The sequence below is a fragment of the Psychrobacter sp. CX97 genome, from assembly GCF_057396285.1.
Genome location: NZ_JBXYJE010000020.1, coordinates 1 through 22,266 on the forward strand (window position 1 = coordinate 1; position 22,266 = coordinate 22,266).

The following is a 22,266-nucleotide window of genomic DNA, read 5'->3' on the forward strand; positions in this document are numbered from 1 at the left end:
TACTATTAGTCTTTAACAGTAGAGACAACACCAGCACCAACCGTACGGCCACCTTCACGGATAGCGAAGCGTAAGCCTTTGTCCATAGCGATTGGATGGATAAGCTCTACGCCCATCTCTACGTTATCGCCTGGCATAACCATCTCTGTACCTTCTTCTAACTGAATGGCACCAGTTACGTCAGTCGTACGGAAGTAAAACTGCGGACGGTATCCATTTAAGAATGGAGTGTGACGACCACCTTCTTCTTTTGATAATACGTATACTTCTGCGTCAAACTTGGTATGCGGTGTGATTGAACCTGGTTTTGCTAGTACTTGACCACGTTGTACTTCTTCTCGCTTAGTACCACGTAGTAGTACACCACAGTTCTCGCCTGCACGACCTTCGTCTAGTAGCTTACGGAACATCTCTACACCTGTACAGGTGGTTTTTTGAGTGTCTTTGATACCAACGATTTCAATCTCGTCGCCTACTTTTACGATACCTGATTCAACACGTCCGGTTACTACGGTTCCACGACCTGAGATTGAGAATACGTCTTCGATAGGCATTAGGAATGGCTTATCTACGTCACGTTCTGGTTCTGGTATGTAGGTGTCAAGGGTATTGAGTAGTTCTAGTACGGCTGGTTCGCCATAGGGGCCGTCGCTACCGTTTAGGGCTTCTAGGGCTGAGCCTTTGATGATTGGGGTATCATCGCCTGGGAAGTCATAGTCTGATAGTAGTTCACGTACTTCCATTTCTACTAGTTCTAATAGTTCTTCGTCGTCTACCATGTCACATTTGTTCATGAAGACCAAAATGTATGGTACGCCTACCTGACGTGATAATAAGATATGTTCACGGGTTTGTGGCATTGGGCCGTCTGTGGCTGATACGACTAAAATTGCGCCGTCCATTTGGGCTGCACCGGTAATCATGTTTTTTACGTAGTCGGCGTGACCTGGGCAGTCTACGTGAGCGTAGTGACGTGCTTCTGTGTCATATTCGATGTGTGAGGTGTTAATTGTGATACCACGTGCTTTTTCTTCTGGGGCACTGTCAATAGCTGCGTAGTCTTTTGCTTCGCCGCCTGATGTTTTTGCTGCTACGGTTGCTATAGCGGCTGTTAGGGTCGTTTTACCGTGGTCAACGTGGCCGATTGTACCTACGTTCACGTGTGGTTTGTTTCGTTCGAACTTGGCCTTTGCCATGAGTGTGTCCTCTTAAAATCTAAATATAATTGAGACTAGTTTTAGCAATCAAATTCTTAAATAGATTAGAACTGAATAGACTAAAAAACGTCTGTTTGATTTAATAGTTATAAAACTAAGTATTACTAAATATAAAAGTAGAGGCAAATAATATAAGAAAATAGGGTTAAATAACAAGCCCCTGATACTTAATTAGCTATAAAAATATAAATCAATTTAAATATCATACATTAAGATCAGGAACTTAAGTAACTCAAATTATACGCATTCGCCAATATTAAAAATTAGTGACTACAAGTCGTCGTCATCTTTACCATTGAATTTTTTCATAATTTCTTCTGCGACAGACTTAGGTGTCTCTGCATACTTCTGGAATTCCATTGAGTATGTAGCACGGCCTTGAGACTGCGAACGAAGGTTAGTAGCATAACCAAACATTTCCGCTAAAGGAACTTCAGCGCGAATTTGTTTAGTACCACCTGGTAAGTCATCCATACCTTGAACCATACCACGACGACGGTTTAAATCGCCCATGATATCACCCATATATTCTTCAGGTGTTTCAACTTCCACCTTCATAAGGGGCTCAAGTAAGACAGGATTAGCATTCATAAAGCCTTTCTTGAATGCAATAGAACCTGCCATTTTGAACGATAATTCATCAGAATCCACGTCATGATAAGAACCGTCATACAATGTGGCTTTAACACCAACAATTGGATAACCCGCTAAAATACCATTCTTCATGCGCTCTTGAATACCCTTATCAACAGCACCATGAAATTCTTTCGGTACAACACCACCAACAATCTCTTCAGCGAATTCATAATCTACATCGCCATCAAGATCAAGTGGCTCAAGTTTTAACCAAACGTGACCGAACTTACCACGACCACCTGTCTGACGAACAAATTTACCTTCTTGCTCAACAGTTGCACGAATTGTTTCACGATAAGCAACCTGCGGTGCACCAATGTTAGCTTCTACTTTAAATTCACGCTTCATACGGTCAACAAGAATTTCTAAGTGAAGCTCACCCATACCGCTAATAATGGTTTGACCAGACTCTTCATCAGTATGCACACGGAACGATGGATCTTCTTTTGCCAAACGACCAAGGGCTGTAGACATTTTTTCTTGGTCAGCTTTGGTTTTTGGTTCAACTGCAAGGCTAATAACTGGATCTGGGAACTCCATACGCTCTAATGTGATGGCTTCTTTTTCATCACACAAAGTGTCGCCCGTACCAACATCTTTCATACCAACTAAAGCAGCGATGTCGCCCGCACGTATTTCTTCAAGTGTCTTTTGAGAGTTAGCATGCATCTCAACGATACGGCCAATACGTTCACGTTTCATCTTAACAGGGTTGTAAACGCTATCACCTTGGTTGATAACACCTGAATAAACCCGTACGAAAGTTAAATTACCTACGAACTTGTCATTCATAACTTTAAATGCAAGTGCAGCGAATGGTGCTTCATCAGACGCTTCACGAGTACCTTCAGTTTCATCCTTATCATTAAGGATACCAGCGATAGCGGGAACATCAGGAGGTGCCGGCATATAGCGAATAACAGCATCCAACATTTTTTGTACGCCTTTGTTTTTAAAGGCAGTACCACAAAGCATTGGAATAATTTCGTTATCAATTGTACGCTGACGAATCGCCGAATAAATCTCATCATCTGAAAGCTCTTCGCCTTCAAGATATTTATTCATTAATTCTTCATTCGCTTCAGCAGCAGTTTCAACTAAGTTACTGCGCCATTCAATAGCTTTATCCATTAATTCAGCTGGAACGTCACGCTCTTCAAATTTCATACCTTGAGATTCAGAATCCCAATAGATAGCTTTCATCGTGATTAGATCAACCACACCTTCAAAGTTATCTTCTTTACCAATTGGAATAACAACCGGTACAGCATTGCCGCCAAGACGTGTTTTAACCTGCTCAACGACACGATAGAAGTCCGCACCAACACGATCCATTTTGTTCACGAAAGCTAAGCGAGGTACTTTATACTTGTTAGCTTGGCGCCATACCGTTTCTGACTGAGGCTGCACACCACCAACCGCACAATAAACCATACACGCACCATCAAGTACACGCATCGACCGCTCTACTTCGATCGTGAAGTCAACGTGACCTGGGGTGTCAATGATATTGATGCGGTGCTCAGGAAATTGTTGAGCCATTCCAGACCAGAAACATGTTGTTGCAGCGGATGTAATGGTAATACCACGTTCCTGCTCTTGTTCCATCCAGTCCATTGTGGCTGCGCCATCGTGCACTTCACCAATCTGGTGACTAACGCCAGTATAGTACAAAATACGTTCTGTAGTTGTCGTTTTACCAGCATCAATGTGGGCCGAAATACCAATGTTACGATATCGGTTTAGGGGGGTTGTTCGTGCCATAATAGTTTCCTAATGGAATGTCTTTATAAATTTATTTCGTATCAAGATTTATTAATATGTAATTTATTAGAATAGCGTTTTAGGATGACGTTTTTATGACCGCATTAATAGCTACGATAACCGGCTAACTTTATTGTCAATCACTGAATTATCAAGTACTGACTCGTTATCATTATTCGTAGTCTTGCCAGATTATCTAAGTCAACCAGCTTAACTTAATGCCAGCTTAACTATATGATAGTTATTCATCTACGCAAACTCTTTAATTACACTTAATATCCTAACTCTTATTGCTACTTATATTGCTACTTAGCTACTTATTACATTGCTATATACATCTTAACTACTTAAGTTTCAGCTACTCACATTACCACCGAAATATTCAGTTTACCAAAAAGGCAGGATAATAAACCGACTGGTAATGTAATGATAAGATGGCTGCTAATACTAAACTATCAACAGCTAATTTTGTAAAATGATCTTAAATATGTGCTGCTTAGTTAACAAAACCTAAGCAACACATAGACTTACTGTTAATCAAAACTTTAGTTAAGATTTGATTAAGCTTCGAATTAAAAACGATAATGAGAAAACGCTTTGTTAGCATCAGCCATACGGTGAACTTCATCACGTTTTTTCATAGCAGCGCCTTTACCTTCATGAGCATCAGCAAGCTCACCGGCTAAACGGTGTGCCATAGATTTCTCAGAACGCTTAGCAGCAGCCTCAGCAAGCCAGCGCATTGCTAAAGCAGTACGACGGGAGGGGCGTACTTCCATAGGAACTTGATACGTAGCACCACCAACACGGCGAGCTTTAACCTCAACCATTGGGCGAACGTTTTCAAGCACTTCTTCAAAGAATGCAACTGGATCTTCAATGCTACGCTTTTCAGCAACCAATTCTAATGCACCGTAAACAATACGTTCAGCAGTAGATTTTTTACCATGACTCATTACATGGTTGATGAATTTAGCAATAGTTTGGCTACCAAACTTAGGATCTGGAAGGATCTCACGGGTAGCGACGACGCGACGTCTTGGCATAATAAATTTCCTTGTCTTCAGGGTTGTCTGGCATTCATAACACTATTCATTAGTCATGATTTAACTTATTCATTATTACTAATAAAGGTTACCAGCCAGCCTTACTGCATAGTGGTATGTGAGCTAATGCCACACCAAACCTATGCATAATAATAGTTAATGTGCTGATTAAGATTTTGGCTTCTTAGCACCATACTTTGAGCGACCTTGCTTACGGTCTTTCACGCCTGCACAGTCAAGTGCACCGCGAACCGTATGGTAACGTACGCCAGGTAAGTCTTTTACACGACCACCACGGATTAGTACAACACTATGCTCTTGTAAGTTGTGACCTTCACCACCAATGTAGCTCGATACTTCGAACCCTGAGGTTAAACGGACTCGACATACTTTGCGCATGGCTGAGTTTGGTTTTTTAGGCGTGGTGGTATAGACACGAGTACATACACCGCGGCGTTGAGGACAAGCTTGTAGCGCAGGAACGCCAGACTTTTCCTTTAATACTTTACGACCCTTTCGAATCAATTGGTTAGTTGTTGCCATAAGGCATCCTTCTCCCGTTTGTTAAATACAAAAAAATGGGCATTACATCCTCAGCTTTAAAATGGCATATATTCTAAGTTTTAAATAAAACGACATGCTTATTTTAAGCTTCGGCATCCCCAATTTTCGGACACTACATTCTATAGACTTTAACTCAAAAATTCAAGTGCATGATACTTTTGTTTTGTGGTTAAAATATGCTGTAACCCTTATTCATAATTTCATATGCATTATAAGCAACAAACAAACTTTTATTTAACTGATATTAGAAATAGCGGATACGAATGCATATTTGGTATAACGTATAAAAAGGTATCCCGAAAAATTACTCACTATCATCAATAGTCTGTTAATTAATATTAACTAATGCGATTATTAACTATCATACATGACACTCGATAACATATTCATATAAATTTTGGCTAGTTTATTACCGTTAAATTGCATTAAAGTGAGGTTCAAACTAGTTCTTCATAATGGGGTAAGGGCACTGCTTATTATCCGTTTTATTTGTAGGTGTTCCTAGATTTACTTCTATGCTTAAAGCAACTTAAATCTATTTGATGGACACTTAAGTTTGATTTTAAACTTTAATTAGCAAGGGCTAAAGAGTAGTACCCTTATAGTAAGATATCTTTATGTCCTGATAACCCTATGAATCATTAGGTTTGTGATAAACTTAGTTTAATCAACAAAATATTGTTCAAAATTTTTTGTAACTGTTTAACCATAAGCGATATTGATATGACTGACAACAAAGATGAATTAGAAAAGCAGCAGAGCCACTCTCTGACTAGTACCCCTTCCTCTAATAATGAAGATACTAACTTTGTAACCCCAAGTGAAGACATCCGAATTACCACAGGGAGTAAAGTAGTACTGCACTTCGAAGTTTCGCTCGAAAATGGGACTATTATTGATTCCACTTTTACGCGCAGTGAGCCAGTAAGTCTCACTATCGGCGATGGTAGTTTACTACCAGGGTTTGAAAAGGTGCTAAACAACTTACGTGCGGGCGATATGCGCACATCTCATCTCAAACCAGAACAAGCATTTGGGGAGTGGAATGCAGACAATGTGCAAATCTTCAGTAAGGCTCAATTTGTGACGACCCATGCTGAACCAGAAGTTGGTATGATGCTGGAGTTTGAAGATAAAGGAAAAAACACCTTGCCAGGGGTTGTCAGTAAAGTGAATGAAGACGATATTGAGGTTGATTTTAACCATCCCTTAGCCGGCCAATCCATTTTGTTTAAAGTGCAGATTTTCAGAGTAACCCCCTCAGGTCAAACTGGCCTGCAAATTATGTAGGTTTTTCAACTCCTCTAGGCTTTCGTCTATACTTTAAAATAGACAGTAACTAAGAAATAGGATTGTGATATGAAATACACCACTTTACCTCAATTAGGCGATAACGTTTCTAAGATCTGCCTAGGCACTATGAATTGGGGTCAACAGAACACGGAAGCAGACGCTCATCAACAAATGGATTTTGCCCTAGAAAATGGGGTTAACTTTTGGGATACTGCTGAGATGTACCCCTCTCCAGTAGACAAAGAAAAAATTGGAGATACGGAACGCTTTATGGGCACTTGGTTTGCCAAAACTCAAAAACGCAAAGATGTCGTTCTCGCCAGCAAAATATCTCCCTTAAGTTTTTTAAGGGAAGGTCAAACTCGTTTTAACGCCAAACATATTAGTGAAGCAATAGAGGGCAACCTCAAACGATTACAAACTGATTACATAGATATTTACCAGCTACATTGGCCAGAACGTCGTACCAACTGCTTTGGCAAACGTGGCTATACACAAGAGATGGCGGAACAAGATTTAAACCAATTGACGCCTTTTTTAGAAACCATTGAAGCATTAAATAATGAAATTAAAAAAGGACGTATCAGAGCTTACGGTTTGTCTAATGACACTCCTTGGGGCGTTATGCGCTATTTATGGGAGGCTGAAAAAAATGGCTTAAAAGCTCCGATAACGATTCAAAACCCATACAGTCTTCTAAACCGTATCTATGAAATTGGGTTGGCTGAAATATCGCATCGAGAAAATATTGGACTACTGGCCTACTCTCCTCTGGGGTTTGGGGTGCTATCGGGTAAATACCTAGGTGGTTGTCGTCCTGAAGGGGCACGCTTAACCATTTACGACAACTATTTACGCTACATTACCGATGAGGCACAATGGCCAACTGAACAATATGCCAAAATTGCTAAAGAGGCCGGCCTAAACATGGCGCAAATGGCACTGGCCTTTGTTAACTCACGTCACTTCGTAACCAGTAACATTATTGGAGCGACCAATATTGAACAACTTAAAGCCAATATTGACAGTATAAATATTGAATTAACTCAAGATATATTAGATGCTATTGATGACATTCATAAGCAGCAACCCAATCCTTCACCATAGCGTATATTTATACGGTATTGTCAGCTTCTTACGTAAAAGCAAAACCTCGCTGCCTATATCAAGTGAGGTTTTATTTTATATTGAGATAACCTCATCAACTAAAGCGTTAAAAGTCAAAAGCTTCAAATGTCTTGATCAGGGCTTTAAGTTTAAAACGCTTAAGCATTTAGCTTTTTTCACTGAAGCTTTTTTACTAAATCTATTGTTAAGAGAGGCTATTGTTTTTTAACCACACGGCTATGTAGATCTGTTAAGCCATCATTCATACGTTCTTGTAATATTTTAGCTAGGTCACGAAATGTCTTCCCTTCAGGTAAAATTGGCTCAAGTGGTAGAACATATGCTGTTATAGGTTTGCTATCCATTACTTTAAATAAGCTCTCTTTCAAACCAATACCACCAAAATAAGGGACTTGATCATCAAGCTGTCCTTCCTCATTTAAATAACAGATGACTATCGGTTGAATTGGAATATTTGTATCAATAGAGGCTTGCAGCAATCTTCCATGAACTCTCTTAACTTTCGTACCGTCAGTCGTTGTTCCTTCAGGAAAGAATACAACCGAATAGCCTTTTTGCAAAAATTCTGCCATTTGCGAGGCAACTGACCCTGCATCTCCAGACCCACGTTGAATAAATAACGTGCCTGCCACTTTAGCGAGCGGCCCAAAAACGGGCATTTTAACAACCTCAGCCTTGGATAAGAAAAAAGCAGGACTAACACTACCAATTACCGGAATATCCATCCATGAAATATGGTTTGATACCCATAAAGCATGAGTTTTTGGCACAGGATCCACTTCTACTATTTTAACCCCGAATGCCCCAGCACCGTTGCGACAAAAAGCCTGAATATACTTCGGTAATATGTCACGGCGTGGCTCTTTCCAACCGTCTATCTTAGTAGCAGCCCTATACCCTCCAATCAAAGTACCCGCGATACCCGAAATAACTTTAGCCCGTTTAAACGGCTTACCGATAACCTTAAACAATTGACATCTCCAAATGCACTAATTCGTATAATTTCTTTGCGGGTGCAAATTTTTTTGAGAAAAAAGTATAACAAAAAAAGCATTTCAGTTCCCAGTCGTTCACTCATTTTTATATTACTTTTGTATCGATTTATTTAATACCCCTTTTAATAAATTGAAAAAGCCTGCATAAAGAGACAATGATTTAATAAAATATAACAGTGCATAACCTGCTTAGTTTCTGTTTAACTGTTTAACTATCTTAGTAATTAGGTTTAGTAATTAAGCTTAGTAAGTAAGCTTAGTAATTAGAGTCTATTTGACCCTTTGCTTGATAAACGCAAATGTTAATATAACTATTAGGGTAATAGACTAATAAGTTATAAGTTTCTAGGCAGTACGTCCTGCTTTGATATACCAATCAGCACTTTAAATTGCAATGCAGTAAAGTACAATTTGTAAAATGAGGGCTTATATTACTAACACCATTTAAATAGTATCTATATTAATAGATAAACCCATAAAACATGAAAAATAGGTGAATATTTTTGGAGTATTTTGAAAGACACAAAGGTGGAGAACGTGCCATATTGGTTCATTTAGAAATTAGACAATTGGCGGATCCAGATGACTTAGAAGAATTTAAACTGCTGGTAGATTCAGCCGGCGCTGATCAGTTAGCCATCGTTGGTGGCTCAAGATTAAAACCAGATGCTAAGTATTTTGTTGGCTCTGGTAAGGCAGAAGAGATCGCTGAGCAAGTGCGCCTGCATGATGCAGATATTGTTATTTTTAACCATAGTTTAAGCCCCTCTCAAGAGCGAAACTTGGAGTCAATATGCCAGTGCCGTGTGTTAGACCGTACCGGCCTTATTTTAGACATATTTGCCCAACGAGCCCGCACATATGAAGGTAAACTACAGGTTGAACTTGCGCAGCTTAATCATCTTGCAACTCGCCTAGTACGTGGTTGGACGCATTTAGAGCGTCAGAAAGGGGGAATTGGCTTGCGTGGGCCTGGTGAAACTCAACTTGAGACGGATCGTCGCTTACTACGAGTTAGAGTTAACCAACTTAAATCCAGACTCGATAAAGTGAAGCAAACTCGTGCCCAAGGGCGTTCCAAACGTAAAAAATCTGATGTATTAACTATCTCATTAGTTGGCTACACTAACGCAGGCAAATCTTCATTATTCAATAGATTATGTGATGAAGAGATTTATGCAGCTGACCAATTATTCGCCACTCTAGATCCAACACTAAGACGCTTAGACTGGAAGGGTGTTGGGCGTGTGGTACTGGTTGATACCGTTGGTTTTGTGCGTCACTTACCCCATGAATTAGTTGAATCTTTCCATGCTACTTTGGAAGAAACGCTTGAAGCAGATTTATTACTTCATGTTATTGACTCTTCAAGTCCAGATATGCATGAGCAGATTGTCGCTGTCAAAGAAGTTCTGGCCGAAATTGGTAATGATGTGCCTATTCTTAATGTTTATAATAAAATTGATTTGACCGATGAGCCTGTTCGTATCAATTATATAAAACCGGGAGTTCCTAGCCGAGTATATGTTTCTGCCAAAGAAGACCTTGGCGTGAGCATGCTACATACCGCTGTCCAGCAACTATTAACCGGTAAACTGCACACCTTTGAGCTGACACTACCTTTTAATTCAGGTAATCTCAAAAATGAACTCTATAAACTCGATGTTGTTGAGCAGGAAGGTTATGATGAAGAAGGGCATGAACTACTTACGCTTAGATTGCCTAAAGAAGCCCTACAACAGCTATTAGGTCAAGCCAATATCGACCCATTGGAGGTGTTACCAAAAGCTCAGGCACAGTTATTGATGCCGATACTAGAGCCTTTTGAAAAGAAAATAAATGCCGATCAAATTAAAAAAGCAGCACCTACCCTGCCTCAGAATATTTTAGATAATGCTCCTAGCATTGTAGACGAAGGCAGCGATACAGACCTTAGCCTAGATTAACTTACAACTATCTATTTATTAACAATGATTGAAAACGAATGGCAAATGAAGAAAAATTATTAGACCTAATAGCATTTAAAGATAAAGAGCTAGATAAACTATTATCTTCTATAATAACACCCACTTTAAATTCAATCTGCCTCTTAACATTGAACCTGACTTAACATTCAACCTGAGTAGTGCAGTGAGCAATAAAATTGCTCACTGTACTTTTTTACGATATTTTTTGAGTGATCTTTAAGCAGTATCCATATTAACACGCTATTCACAATAAAACGAAATATCTTAAAGCAGATAAGCACAAACTAGGGTATATCTTCTTTTATATTATGAGGATATACCCTAGTTCAATGAGCATTATAATCAAGACTATAATTAAGGTTATTAAAGAGGAGTCAATAAAAACCTGATATAGGCAAGTCTCAACCAATGATCTGGATAATAACAGCACCATGGTAGTGTCTCATACTGTATTATTAGTCAATAAATTATCAGAATAACCGCGAAACTAAATCATTCACTACTCTATAACTATTGCTAAGCTCAATAAGCATCACTATGATATAGGACTTACTTTGTCATTAATCTTAAACATATACCACTCTTTTAAGGATGGGTTATGACGAATGCGACCCGCTCAAATAACTCTGTAGATACTCAACAATCAACGCCATCTGACAAACCATCAAAGTCAAAAAAACCTATGGCACTGTCTCTTGCTATTTTATTGACACTCGCTATGGTTATTGTGGTACGCGAGGGTGCAGTGTTAGTTTGTCAGGCATTGGGCTATGCAAGTGCCGCAAATATTGTTGGCATGATAGCCATGTTCATCATTCTACTCATTTGGCGATTTATTTTTGGCCTGCCGCAGTGGATCACTCAGGCCAGTAATACATTGTTAGTAGACAGTGGGTTTGCATTCTTACCTGTCTCCGCTGGCGCTGGTTTATTGCTGTTTGCCTTGGGTAACGAGTTTTGGGGCATCCTAATTACTATGGTTGTTAGTACCTTACTACCCCTATGGGGGCTGGCGAAACTTGCAAACCTTTGGTTAGGGCGGCAAGATAATAATGATGAGCTCCCCTCTAACTCCACCTTAGATAACAATCAATAGAGAGGGGCATTACTATGAACGCTATTGTACAGATGCCCAATTCCACAACTTATACTGTGCTATTCGCTGCAATTTTGTTAACGCTCTTTGCCCACGTTATTGCACGTATTTTGGCTAAGCGTATTTCTGGCTTACCTATGGTTATTACCGCCTTAGTCTTGGTTAATGCTTTCTTGTTTATATTTAATTGGGATTACAATAACTATTATGCCGTCTCTAAACCTGTATTTGACCGTTTATTGGGATATGTGACTGTTTTACTTGCTATCCCAATAGCCACAATGAACTTTAAAAACTTACCTGTTAAAAAGCTAACCCTAATCGTGATTATCGCTAGTGTCATAGGCGCCCTTCTACCTATGGGCATGGCTTATGGGTTTTCATTAAGTCACGATACTATTTTAGCGTTTGCCAGTCGCTCTGTGACCACACCAATTGGTTTGAGCATTGCTGAAATCATTCAGGCACCATTGGCAATGGCTAATTTAATTATTATTGTTTCAGGTCTACTCGGTGGAGCAGTCGCTAAAACCTTATTTAAGCATGTAGAAGATGATAGAGCCAAAGGATTAGCTTTGGGTCTGGCTGCTCATGCATTTGGTACGGTTGAAGCCTGGCAAATTAGCCACACTGCGGGTCGTTATGCAGCATTCGGGCTGGCAGTTAATGGTCTAGTGACAGCTGTGTGGGTACCTCTATTTTTAGCGGCATTTTTATAAACTCACTTTTTATAACCAAATGCCTTATCAGCACATGTTTAAAACTAAATTGTCATATTAGTCTGTCAAACTTTATAAGATGTTTAATCAAAGATAATTCATTAATGTGGCAATATATTAATGTTACAGAATCTTGCTAAAATGAATGAGATAAGATACAGATTATTTCAATGGTTAGATTGAGTATAAGTAATTATGTTATATTGCAACTCCACACCATCATGATAATGTAATAGTAAGAAAAAAGTGTGATAGTAAAAAATCAGCTATTTTGAAAAACTAATTTATGTTCTCATTACATTGATGATTGTGTGGTACTTAGCTTGTAATTATATTTTGAGGTTTTATCACGTGACTATGACGAATTTATTGAACCAAATTAGCATCCGCTTGAGCCGTTTAACATTTGGCAGTATCCTAATTTCAACTATTATTATCCCTGCCTATGCAGGTAATATGTATGTTTACAAAGATAACTCTGGTCAGGTTCTACTTACCAATGTAAACCCTTCTGGCAACTTTGATAAATTCACTCAAAAAGTTAAAGTAACTTACTACCCAAACTCCGAAGCTCAATCAAATTCTAATTACTCTGCAAATACCCCTGCTCATTATAGCGGTTTTGGTTCGCCAAGTCCTAGCTCTAACCGTAATAACTACGACCATCTTATTCGTGCTTCCGCTGCAAGGCATGGGGTTGACCCAGCATTAATGAAAGCAATGATGCACACAGAATCAGCATTCAACCCAAATGCTCGTTCTCCAGTAGGCGCACAAGGTTTAATGCAGTTGATGCCAGCAACAGCCCGTCGCTTTAACGTCAGCAATGCGTGGAATCCTAGCGAAAATATTGAAGGCGCTGCCAAGTATATAGCGTGGCTTACCAAACGGTTTAAAGGCAAAGTTGAGTACGTAGTCGCTGGCTATAATGCTGGCGAAGGTAACGTTGATAAATATGGTGGCATTCCACCATTTAGAGAAACTAAAAATTATGTTAAAAAAGTATTAGGACGTTATAACTCACTTTATAAAAATGATGCGAACCTTTTAAATGTCTCATCAGTAAACTCAGTTTCTGGAAACAACGTTACGATTGAGCGCGCTAGTTTAAATGGGGGCACTATTTCTTTCGGTACCAGTAGCAACTATAACTAGAGTCTGTTGAGCATTCAAAACCCCACTGCATATTGCCTAAAAAACAGACGCCATCAATTCCATGTTTGAATGTTCAACACTCTACTCAAGTAATGAAGTTTTAATTGGATTAACACTAACCTTGATATTGTATATTTTGAAATTAACACTCATAAATTCAGAAATTTCAGGCCCTCTCACATAGGAGAGGGCTTTTTTTAACTTTATTATTAACCTAGTCTAGTAAGGTCAATGGGATTGACTCTAAAACTGCATGGCTAAATCTAAACGTCTTAATAGACTAGACATTGCTATAGTTAGGCGGAAGGATGCAGTCGTACATTTAGCTCATCAATAACTTCCACCCAAGCCGCATCACGTGTCCACTCCTCTTGCAAAAACGCACGTTGTTTTTCAGTCCAAAAATCCGCCTTTACTAGCTCTTGGTCCTTATCCAGTGGATGTTCGGCTATAAATTTGTCGATTGCATCATCCGAGCTATCTAAGCCAAGTTGTGCAAATAAATCATTAATCGTATAGTCAGGCTCACCTAACATATTGCTCTCCTCCTAAAATTAAAAAATGCCTAAAATTAAAATGACTAGCTGAACTGGTTTAATCTTAGCAAAAAAAACCTATTTTAAATAATGAAATAGTTTAGGTTTGTGTTACAGCTATGTATAGTCATAGGCAACTTAATGAGATACAAGGCAGCCAAGCGCAAGTACTACTCTAGTAGGCTTAGTGAGGTTAACGATGTAGCTCTTTAGTTTGCCTACGACTATTGTAATAAAATAAGCCAAAGATTGGTTAAGTTTATCAAAAAAGCCTGCAATTATGCAGGCTCTTTTACTATGAAAAACTTTTTAATATCTATTTACTTTTACTTACTAAGGCAACAGATGTGCTACTGCATCACGCTCTTCAGTAAGCTCTTGTTCCGTTGCTTGCATTTTATCTTTTGAAAAATCAGATGATACATCTAGGCCTTCAACGATTTTCCAATCGCCGTTATTACAAGTACAAGGATATGAATAGATTAAGCCTTCAGCAATACCGTACTCGCCATTTGAGTAAACACCCATTGATACCCAATCATTCTCCTCAGAACCCAAAGCCCAAGTACGCATATGAGCGATAGCTGCGTTGGCCGCTGAAGCTGCTGAAGACGCACCACGGGCAGCAATAATAGCAGCGCCACGTTTTTGAACGTCTGGAATATAGCTGTTTTCATACCAATCACGATCAACTTGGTCAAGTGCTGGCTTACCATTAACTGTACACTGGCTAAGATCTGGATACTGGGTAGAAGAGTGGTTACCCCAAATGATCATTTTCTTAATATCATTAACCGTGCTATTAGTTTCTTCTGCAAGCTGAGCGATACCGCGGTTATGATCTAGACGAGTCATTGCCGTGAAATTACGTGGGTCTAAATCAGGCGCATTACGCTGTGCAATTAAAGCATTTGTATTTGCAGGATTACCAACAACTAATACTTTTACATCACGGCTAGCAACACTATTTAGTGCCTTACCTTGAGCGGAGAAAATAGTGGCATTAGCTTCTAATAAGTCTTTACGTTCCATACCAGGCCCACGAGGACGAGCACCAACCAGTAATGCATAGTCTGCATCTTTAAAAGCCACATTAGCATCATCAGTTTGTACAATACCAGCAAGCAGCGGGAAAGCACAGTCTTCAAGTTCCATAACCACCCCTTTAAGGGCATCAAGCGCTGGGGTAATTTCTAAAAGCTGTAAAATAACGGGCTGATCTTTACCAAGCATTTCGCCTGAAGCAATACGAAATAGCATAGCATAGCTGATATTACCAGCAGCACCAGTTACGGCAACGCGAACAGGTTGTTTCATGTAATTCTCCTAGTAGGTTAAAGCTCGTAGGTTAAGAAAAGTTAATATATGATCAGGTAGTTTTTATACTTTCTTATCATAACTTCTTTTCTAAAAGTCTTATTAAAGCTTGTAAGCCTTAAATTTTCAGTCGTAATATATCATTAAGTTAATCATAAAAGCACTAAATAATCTAAGCGTGCTCAGACTCGCTCGCTTAAAAACACTGAGTTTATACTTAATATAAGGAGCCCATATCGGCATAAACTATTTCTGCATAATCTATTATAGATAGACTTATAAATCACTCATAGGAGGCGCAGAATATTAGTTGTACAATGTTTTTAATACTAAAAATTTCTTAGTACTAAAACATTAAGATATCATAACATTTCTAAAAGTGTAGCACCTTTCAGATATCTGCTCAAACCAATCACTCAAACCAAACTTAAAGCATAACTATATGGCTCTATCAGTAACTTGGTGGTACTGCCCCCATACGCTTGGAAATAGGTGTCGCTGAGCCAAGTAAACTACCGTAAATAGTTGCGTTTTCCATTACCTTTTTTACGTAGTCCCGAGTTTCTGGATAGGCAATGGTTTCGACATATTGATCTGCTGCCATTGAACCATAAACAGGTTGCCAACGTTTTGCCTTATTCGGTCCAGCATTATACCCAGCAGTCGCTAATACCGGTTGATTGTTTAACTTGCCCATAATATCGCTCATATACCATGTACCATAACGAATGTTGGTATTACCACTATTAGCACGTGAAGAACTGTAAGATTCGCCTAAGTTACGAGCAATATACTTGGCAGTATTTGGCATAATTTGCATCAAACCACTAGCACCAACTCCAGAGCGAGCTGAGCTTACAAATCGACTTTCCTGACGCATAATGCCATAAGCCCAAGCTGGATCAATACCGACCTTACGGCTATAACGAACAACAGAGGTTTGATACGGCATTGGATGTGACAGTGCATAATTATTAACGCTATCGGTATTGTCTATGGCGTATATAGCACGATCTAGCCAGCCCATATCATGAGCGTGTTTAGCAGCTGCTACTATCATACCCGTATCTCGGTTGTCACGAGCTACCTTAACGGCCCAGTTCCATTCTCTATTTGCAAAACTACGATCTGCACTGGAATTATATAAAGCAAAGGCGCGCGCAAAATGAGGATCTTTAAGCATACGGCTGGTGTCACTATTTGATACACTGGGCAATGTATTAGCACTATTTTTAGCAACATTGAACCGCTGTCCGACTTTATCTTGAGCTAAGAAGCCATAATAGTCATTATTGTTAGCCAAACGTTGATAGATTTGACGTGCCAAACTTTTATTTTTATTTTTTGATGATGATTCGTAGGCACGTGCCAACCAGTATTGCCAAATATCCTCCTTTTGAGTAGCCGCATCCAAACTACCAATGGCATTGATTAAATCATCCCATTGGCTAAAGCGAATAGCAGCATGAGCATAATCTTCGGCTTCTTCGAAGTTAAATGACTCCCCTAGGCTATTGCGAAACCAAGTTACCGCCTCATCATTAAACCCATCATCAGTATTATAATTCATCCGCTTTACACCCAATATACGATAAGCATGGCGACGGGTTGAATCACTCAATAATTTTTGTGGGCGCTGATTATCTTGACGTAAGTCATAATCTAGCTGAATAGCAGCTTCGCGGTAGGATTTATCAGCAATGCGTCCGAGCGTATACAAATATAGATATTGATTTAACTCGCTATAAGGCTCGTTTGCATAACGGTTTAAAAAAGAATTTGGATTACGTTGTATATCGCCTAAGGTGGCATAATCCACAGGAACCCCTAAAGATCGAGACAGGTTAATAATGTCTCCAGTACGCCCTTCTCTCAACATCCTAACCAAGCGCTCTTTACGATCTGTATTACTGATCATGGGGTTATTATTCATCTCCGATGCGAGTTGAGAGCATAGAGCGGGTTGTTTTTTTGTTGTCAGCCACACATCAGATTTTAAAGATATCGCCCTTATGGCATCGCCGCCGTTATTAAACCCTAAAGCAATGGCACATTTCTCGCTGTCGTCTGCATTAACGACTAAGTTTGCCACTTGACGCACCGCAGCATAATCGCCTGCTTGTGCCTTAACTTCGGCATAATCTGCTGCCAACTTCTCCGCCATCACGCTACCACTATATTGGCGAGCAAAGCCGGATACCACACCTGGGTTTAAAGTAGATAAGTCGTTATCCAGCCGCCAATAGGCAGGATACATCGCAAATAAACCGCCACTCATCATCTGCTCATATCTATAAAGCGCACTGGTATCACGTTGTTTAGCAGCATCATAGGCCTCATTAAAGTAATCAATACCAGTATTGCTATTAGCGTTATCATAGCCTTGATAAGCTTTTGAGTTTGAACTGGCATATGAGCTCGGATAGGCCGTTTGAGAGCGGCTACTGCTTTCTTGATTGCTAGAAGACCCAAAGGTTAGTTCTGCATGAGCAAGTTGAGTGGCACCTATTGTTCCTAAGCAAGCCATCGTCATTGCCATATAACCACACAAACGCCCCGCCTCTTTTAGGTAAGAATTTAAGTTTAGGTGGGAAGTTAAATAAGCAGCTTGACTGTGATAAAAAGATTGTTTATTAAAGTTGATTTTTGATGTATTAGCGCCATAGATGCTGAATTCGGCGACATTACCAATACGTTTAGATAATCGGTAATTATTAGATAATGGGTTCATTTTTGACATAAATACAGTCTTATTATGAGTTTATATGAGTTTGATAAGTATAATTTAAAATAATTCGTTAAATTGTGGACGTACCCTATAGATTATAGGCAACAAACCATCGTACACCAAAATGCTTTATGTAAGCTGATGTTGCTGTTTGCTTTTTTGAAAAAGAAAACTCTGTGTTTTAAAAACGATGCATTACTTTTCAGGTCTAGTATACCGAGCGATACATTTTATGTCGTTAGGCTTATGGTATAATGGTTAGTGACATAACTATGCCCACTAAACACATTTTAAAGAATAGACTTATATTAACTTTAATGTGACCGTAGCTTATTATCAACTTATCCATTTATAAACCTCACTTATCAACGTCATTTAAATCAATGCATAACCTTGGACTGCTTAATATGAGTGCTACCCTATTTGACCCTAAAACTATCACTAATTCAACTGAGGCTAACGCTAAGTCTGACTATATTAATAGTGAAAGTATGCCTGTACGAAAAAGCGGGCTACCAAAGAAAAAGGTGTTCATTGCAACTCAAGGTTGTCAGATGAACGTCTATGATTCTGAGAAAATGGGGGATATGCTTGGCGAGTCTCACGATATGATCGTGACTGATGATATCAACGAAGCAGATGTGCTTTTAATGAACACCTGCTCTATACGCGAAAAAGCAGAAGAAAAGGTGTTCTCGCAACTTGGGCGTTGGCGCAAATTAAAAGAGAAAAATCCTGATTTAGTGATTGGGGTGGGCGGCTGTGTTGCCTCGCAAGAAGGCGATAATATTCAGAAGCGCGCACCCTATGTTGATATGGTGTTTGGACCACAAACGTTACACCGTTTGCCAGAACTATATGATCAATCAAAAAAGCAAAAAAATATCAAGCCGAAAAACCGTATTGGTACCGTCGATGTGTCTTTCCCTAGCATTGAAAAGTTTGACTTTTTACCTGAGCCTAAAGTTGACGGCTTTAAAGCCTTTGTCTCTATCATGGAAGGATGTTCAAAATACTGCTCTTTTTGTGTTGTGCCCTACACTCGCGGAGAGGAATTATCACGCCCTTTAGATGATGTATTAACTGAAATTGACAGTCTCGCTGAACAAGGTGTCAGAGAAATCAACCTATTGGGTCAAAATGTAAATGGCTACCGTGGCGAAAAAGACGATGGTAGTATCTGCCGTTTTTCTGAACTACTGCACTATGTCGCCCACATTGATGGTGTTGAGCGTATTCGGTATACCACCAGTCATCCCCTTGAGTTTACTGATGATATTATCGATGCTTATGCGAAATTGCCACAGTTGGTTTCACATTTACATCTTCCTGTTCAAAGTGGCTCAAATAAGATATTGGCGGCGATGAAGCGCAACCATACCATTGATGTCTATATCAATCAAATCAATAAACTGAAGAAAGTACGTCCTGACATTCATTTATCAAGTGATTTTATTATTGGGTTTCCAGGCGAAACTCAAGACGACTTTGAAGATACTTTAAATCTTGCCAAAGCATTAGATTTTGATCATTCTTATAGTTTTATTTATTCTAAACGCCCCGGCACTCCAGCTTCTGAACTTCCTGATGATGTCAGCCTTTCAACTAAAAAACAACGCTTAGCAGAGTTTCAAAAAGTTATTTTAGAATCCACGTTGAAAAAAACACAAGACATGGTGGGTAAAACGGTAAGAGTGCTAGTTGAAGATGTTGCAGACCGTTATGACGACCAATTGCTGGGTACAGCGGATAATACACGTTCTGTATTGTTTACTGCGACAGAACAACAAAAAATAGAGTTAATGGGCAAGCTGGCTACGGTTAATATTACCGAATATGTCAGCCCACATATGGTACGTGGCGAGCTAATAGATGTTTTAGGCTAGTCTGTGCAAATTAAATACGACTCATAGGACTCATAGGACTCATAAATGAAACATAGATTCATGTTTAGACTGATAAGCCGTGAATCTGTATGACGCTTCCCTTTTCTCTCTCTCAACTTATACTCTGTATAGTCAACTACTTTTAAATTAGTTTGACTATACAGAGCATCAGCTATTAAACAAGTAAGCTATCAAACAATATCTACAACCACTTCCCAGAACATAGCGACTGCAATGAATATAAAAATAATGCCACATATTCGATTCAACCACAGTAACCGCGAGCCACTGCCAAACCAATTCGCTAGCTTCTTACCACCTACCGTATAAGCTATCTGCCAACTAGTCTCACTGGCAAAAAGCCTAGAGTCAACAAGGCATATTGTTGCAATAAAGGCGCATTGAAGTTTATAAACTTTGGAAAAAAGGCAGCAAAAAACAAGATAGCTTTTGAATTTGATAACGACACCCAGACCCCGCGACGAAATCTTTGCCATGGTGTTTTCAACAGTTTGGCTGCAACCGACTCTGATGAGATATCAAAACCAACACTATCTGATGCATGAAGCCAAGCTTGAATACCTAAATACACCAAGTAAAGTGCACCACCCCCCTTAATCACAATGAGAAGCCAAGGAAACTGTCGACTGATAATATCAATACCTAATAGCGCAGACAAAAGCAGAATAAATAGACCAAAGCTTAGTCCACCTAAACTCCAAAGAGTATAGCGAACACCATAATTTAGCCCCTGTTGAAAAGCCAATAACATATTCGGGCCAGGAGTGGCTGATATCAAAAAGGTACTAAAAAAGAAAACCAAAAAAACGGCTAAGCTCATAAAGCATTGCCTTATAAAAATAGTAAAGAAAATTTTATCGCTGGATTACCAAAGGTATCTGCTTAACTTAATAAGGTATCTAGTTAATAAGTGCATTTAATGCTCTAATAAAGAATCAGGATTAGCTCAACGTTAGGGTATCAAGTAATTTATGCAAAAACTCGTCACACTGATCTAACTGCTCTAGCTCAACAAACTCATTTGCCTTGTGAGCCTGCTCAATACTGCCCGGGCCACAAATGACCGTCGGAATACCCACATTAGTAAACTGACCGCCTTCAGTAGCATAAGCCACCTTATGGCGTGCAGACTCATGCACCAAACCTGCAATCAGAGCTTGTAGAGCAGCGCTATCCTTTTCCTGCATAGCAGGTACATCTTCAAGATGCTCAATTTCTATGCCAGTCTGGACATCGACCATTTGCATCTGCTCAGTTAACTCAGCAATTTTTGCTTTAATCTTTGGCAGTATATCGTCAGTATTCATGGTGGGCAGGTTACGGTAATCAAATGTAAACTCGCATAAATTTGGCACTATATTAGTAGCCGTACCGCCTTTAATCGTCCCAATAGACAAGGTTGAAAATGGCACATCAAATTGATCATCAAACCAAGAAGCATCTTGCCTATTTGCCGCCAAATGACTCGCTAGCTCATCAATAAATGTTATCAAACGAGACGCATAACTAATGGCGTTAACCCCTTGCGGAGTAAGCGATGAATGCACAGACTTTCCGTGTATAGTACAACGAAACACATTGATTCCTTTGTGTGCCACTACCATTTTCATTAATGAAGGCTCACCAACAATACAGTAATCAGGTTTTATACCACGCTCACTGATGTCTTTAAGTAGTAATGGCGCGCCTAAGCACCCTACTTCTTCATCAAATGAAAAAGCCAAATGTAAAGGCTTAACCAGCCTACCTGCTTGAGAATACGACACTGCTTTAGGGAGTAGATGTAATGCACAAGCAATAAAGCCCTTCATATCACATGCACCGCGGCCATAGAGTTTATTACCCCGAATTTCTGCACTAAAAGGGTCAGACTGCCACGCTTGCCCCTCAACCGGTACGACGTCGGTGTGCCCAGACAACACGATACCGCCACTAATAATAGTAGCGTCATCGCCAGCAGGAACTGTCACAAATAAATTCGCTTTTGTTTTTTCTTGATTGAAGGTTAAAAATGGCCTTAGACCTAGTTGTTGACAATAAGATTTCACGTCCTCAATAAGCGCCAAATTAGAATGACGACTAACGGTATCGAAGGCGATTAAACGAGTCAGCCAGTCAATACTTTTTCGAGGCATATCCGCACTTACACGGCTGTTGAATGGGCGTATCGTTTGGTTGGGATCACTCATATCTTAATC

At 39.5% G+C, this 22,266-nt stretch carries 16 protein-coding genes and 1 pseudogene; 7 read left to right on the top strand and 10 right to left on the bottom strand.

Features of this window, described 5'->3' with window-relative positions; genetic code table 11:
- Positions 1–5: 5 nt before the first annotated feature.
- The 4 genes from tuf to rpsL all read right to left on the bottom strand — a co-directional run bounded on the left by tuf (position 6) and on the right by rpsL (position 5,206).
- Positions 6–1,196 carry an elongation factor Tu gene (gene tuf / locus AC2SLL_RS11830; protein WP_486531674.1) on the bottom strand — a complete coding sequence of 397 codons (1,191 nt, stop codon included), beginning with the start codon at positions 1,194–1,196 and terminating at the stop codon, positions 6–8.
- Between the two features lie 291 nt (positions 1,197–1,487).
- Positions 1,488–3,617, bottom strand: a complete 2,130-nt coding sequence (fusA, locus tag AC2SLL_RS11835) for an elongation factor G (RefSeq protein ID WP_486531891.1) — start codon at positions 3,615–3,617, stop codon at positions 1,488–1,490.
- A 572-nt stretch (positions 3,618–4,189) separates the two neighbouring features.
- Positions 4,190–4,663 (bottom strand): 30S ribosomal protein S7, encoded by a 474-nt coding sequence (gene rpsG / locus AC2SLL_RS11840; protein ID WP_486531892.1) that lies wholly within the window; start codon positions 4,661–4,663, stop codon positions 4,190–4,192.
- Positions 4,664–4,831: 168 nt separating this feature from the next.
- On the bottom strand, positions 4,832–5,206 hold the full coding sequence (gene rpsL / locus AC2SLL_RS11845; protein ID WP_486531893.1) for a 30S ribosomal protein S12: 375 nt from the start codon (positions 5,204–5,206) through the stop codon (positions 4,832–4,834).
- 744 nt (positions 5,207–5,950) lie between these two features.
- Here rpsL and fkpB point away from each other — a divergent pair.
- Positions 5,951–6,517, top strand: a complete 567-nt coding sequence (fkpB, locus tag AC2SLL_RS11850) for an FKBP-type peptidyl-prolyl cis-trans isomerase (RefSeq protein WP_486531894.1) — start codon at positions 5,951–5,953, stop codon at positions 6,515–6,517.
- Between the two features lie 69 nt (positions 6,518–6,586).
- Positions 6,587–7,627: an aldo/keto reductase gene (locus AC2SLL_RS11855; RefSeq protein ID WP_486531895.1), complete on the top strand. Its 1,041-nt coding sequence runs from the start codon at positions 6,587–6,589 to the stop codon at positions 7,625–7,627.
- Between the two features lie 215 nt (positions 7,628–7,842).
- Here AC2SLL_RS11855 and AC2SLL_RS11860 read toward each other — a convergent pair whose 3' ends face one another.
- Positions 7,843–8,619, bottom strand: coding sequence for a lysophospholipid acyltransferase family protein (locus AC2SLL_RS11860; RefSeq protein ID WP_486531896.1), 777 nt, complete (start codon positions 8,617–8,619; stop codon positions 7,843–7,845).
- A 527-nt stretch (positions 8,620–9,146) separates the two neighbouring features.
- Between AC2SLL_RS11860 and hflX the strand changes: the two genes are divergently transcribed.
- The 4 genes from hflX to AC2SLL_RS11880 all read left to right on the top strand — a co-directional run bounded on the left by hflX (position 9,147) and on the right by AC2SLL_RS11880 (position 13,580).
- Positions 9,147–10,589: a ribosome rescue GTPase HflX gene (gene hflX, locus AC2SLL_RS11865; RefSeq protein ID WP_486531897.1), complete on the top strand. Its 1,443-nt coding sequence runs from the start codon at positions 9,147–9,149 to the stop codon at positions 10,587–10,589.
- A 703-nt stretch (positions 10,590–11,292) separates the two neighbouring features.
- Positions 11,293–11,706, top strand: a complete 414-nt coding sequence (locus AC2SLL_RS11870; protein ID WP_486531909.1) for a CidA/LrgA family protein — start codon at positions 11,293–11,295, stop codon at positions 11,704–11,706.
- Positions 11,707–11,720: 14 nt separating this feature from the next.
- Positions 11,721–12,425 carry an LrgB family protein gene (locus tag AC2SLL_RS11875; protein WP_486531898.1) on the top strand — a complete coding sequence of 235 codons (705 nt, stop codon included), beginning with the start codon at positions 11,721–11,723 and terminating at the stop codon, positions 12,423–12,425.
- Positions 12,426–12,782: 357 nt separating this feature from the next.
- Positions 12,783–13,580: a lytic transglycosylase domain-containing protein gene (locus AC2SLL_RS11880; protein WP_486531910.1), complete on the top strand. Its 798-nt coding sequence runs from the start codon at positions 12,783–12,785 to the stop codon at positions 13,578–13,580.
- A 296-nt stretch (positions 13,581–13,876) separates the two neighbouring features.
- Here the strand turns inward: AC2SLL_RS11880 and AC2SLL_RS11885 are convergent, their stop codons facing one another.
- From AC2SLL_RS11885 to AC2SLL_RS11895, 3 genes are all read right to left on the bottom strand, one after another.
- Positions 13,877–14,116 carry a DUF2789 domain-containing protein gene (locus AC2SLL_RS11885; RefSeq protein WP_486531899.1) on the bottom strand — a complete coding sequence of 80 codons (240 nt, stop codon included), beginning with the start codon at positions 14,114–14,116 and terminating at the stop codon, positions 13,877–13,879.
- 333 nt (positions 14,117–14,449) lie between these two features.
- The gene (locus AC2SLL_RS11890) at positions 14,450–15,433 is read right to left on the bottom strand and encodes a malate dehydrogenase (RefSeq protein WP_486531901.1); all 984 of its coding nucleotides are present in this window, start codon (positions 15,431–15,433) and stop codon (positions 14,450–14,452) included.
- A 451-nt stretch (positions 15,434–15,884) separates the two neighbouring features.
- Complete coding sequence (locus tag AC2SLL_RS11895; RefSeq protein WP_486531911.1) at positions 15,885–17,972, bottom strand: lytic transglycosylase domain-containing protein; 2,088 nt, start codon at positions 17,970–17,972, stop codon at positions 15,885–15,887.
- Positions 17,973–18,568: 596 nt separating this feature from the next.
- Here AC2SLL_RS11895 and miaB point away from each other — a divergent pair.
- Entirely contained in the window at positions 18,569–20,047 is a 1,479-nt protein-coding gene (gene miaB, locus AC2SLL_RS11900; RefSeq protein ID WP_486531902.1) for a tRNA (N6-isopentenyl adenosine(37)-C2)-methylthiotransferase MiaB, read from the top strand.
- A gap of 191 nt (positions 20,048–20,238) precedes the next feature.
- Here the strand turns inward: miaB and AC2SLL_RS11905 are convergent.
- Positions 20,239–20,888, bottom strand: a pseudogene (locus AC2SLL_RS11905) (LysE family translocator).
- Between the two features lie 121 nt (positions 20,889–21,009).
- The gene (gene argE, locus AC2SLL_RS11910; protein WP_486531903.1) at positions 21,010–22,257 is read right to left on the bottom strand and encodes an acetylornithine deacetylase; all 1,248 of its coding nucleotides are present in this window, start codon (positions 22,255–22,257) and stop codon (positions 21,010–21,012) included.
- Positions 22,258–22,266: the final 9 nt, after the last annotated feature.

Excerpts from the sequence above, each read along its gene's own strand:
- fusA (WP_486531891.1), bottom strand. The coding sequence starts at position 3,617 with ATGGCACGAACAACCCCCCTAAACCGATATCGTAACATTGGTATTTCG.
- rpsG (WP_486531892.1), bottom strand. The coding sequence starts at position 4,663 with ATGCCAAGACGTCGCGTCGTCGCTACCCGTGAGATCCTTCCAGATCCT.
- AC2SLL_RS11895 (WP_486531911.1), bottom strand. The coding sequence starts at position 17,972 with ATGGCAATGACGATGGCTTGCTTAGGAACAATAGGTGCCACTCAACTT.
- fkpB (WP_486531894.1), top strand. The coding sequence starts at position 5,951 with ATGACTGACAACAAAGATGAATTAGAAAAGCAGCAGAGCCACTCTCTG.
- AC2SLL_RS11880 (WP_486531910.1), top strand. The coding sequence starts at position 12,783 with ATGACGAATTTATTGAACCAAATTAGCATCCGCTTGAGCCGTTTAACA.
- AC2SLL_RS11870 (WP_486531909.1), top strand. The coding sequence starts at position 11,293 with ATGGCACTGTCTCTTGCTATTTTATTGACACTCGCTATGGTTATTGTG.
- miaB (WP_486531902.1), top strand. The coding sequence starts at position 18,569 with ATGAGTGCTACCCTATTTGACCCTAAAACTATCACTAATTCAACTGAG.
- AC2SLL_RS11890 (WP_486531901.1), bottom strand. The coding sequence starts at position 15,433 with ATGAAACAACCTGTTCGCGTTGCCGTAACTGGTGCTGCTGGTAATATC.
- rpsL (WP_486531893.1), bottom strand. The coding sequence starts at position 5,206 with ATGGCAACAACTAACCAATTGATTCGAAAGGGTCGTAAAGTATTAAAG.
- AC2SLL_RS11885 (WP_486531899.1), bottom strand. The coding sequence starts at position 14,116 with ATGTTAGGTGAGCCTGACTATACGATTAATGATTTATTTGCACAACTT.
- argE (WP_486531903.1), bottom strand. The coding sequence starts at position 22,257 with ATGAGTGATCCCAACCAAACGATACGCCCATTCAACAGCCGTGTAAGT.
- AC2SLL_RS11855 (WP_486531895.1), top strand. The coding sequence starts at position 6,587 with ATGAAATACACCACTTTACCTCAATTAGGCGATAACGTTTCTAAGATC.
- AC2SLL_RS11875 (WP_486531898.1), top strand. The coding sequence starts at position 11,721 with ATGAACGCTATTGTACAGATGCCCAATTCCACAACTTATACTGTGCTA.
- tuf (WP_486531674.1), bottom strand. The coding sequence starts at position 1,196 with ATGGCAAAGGCCAAGTTCGAACGAAACAAACCACACGTGAACGTAGGT.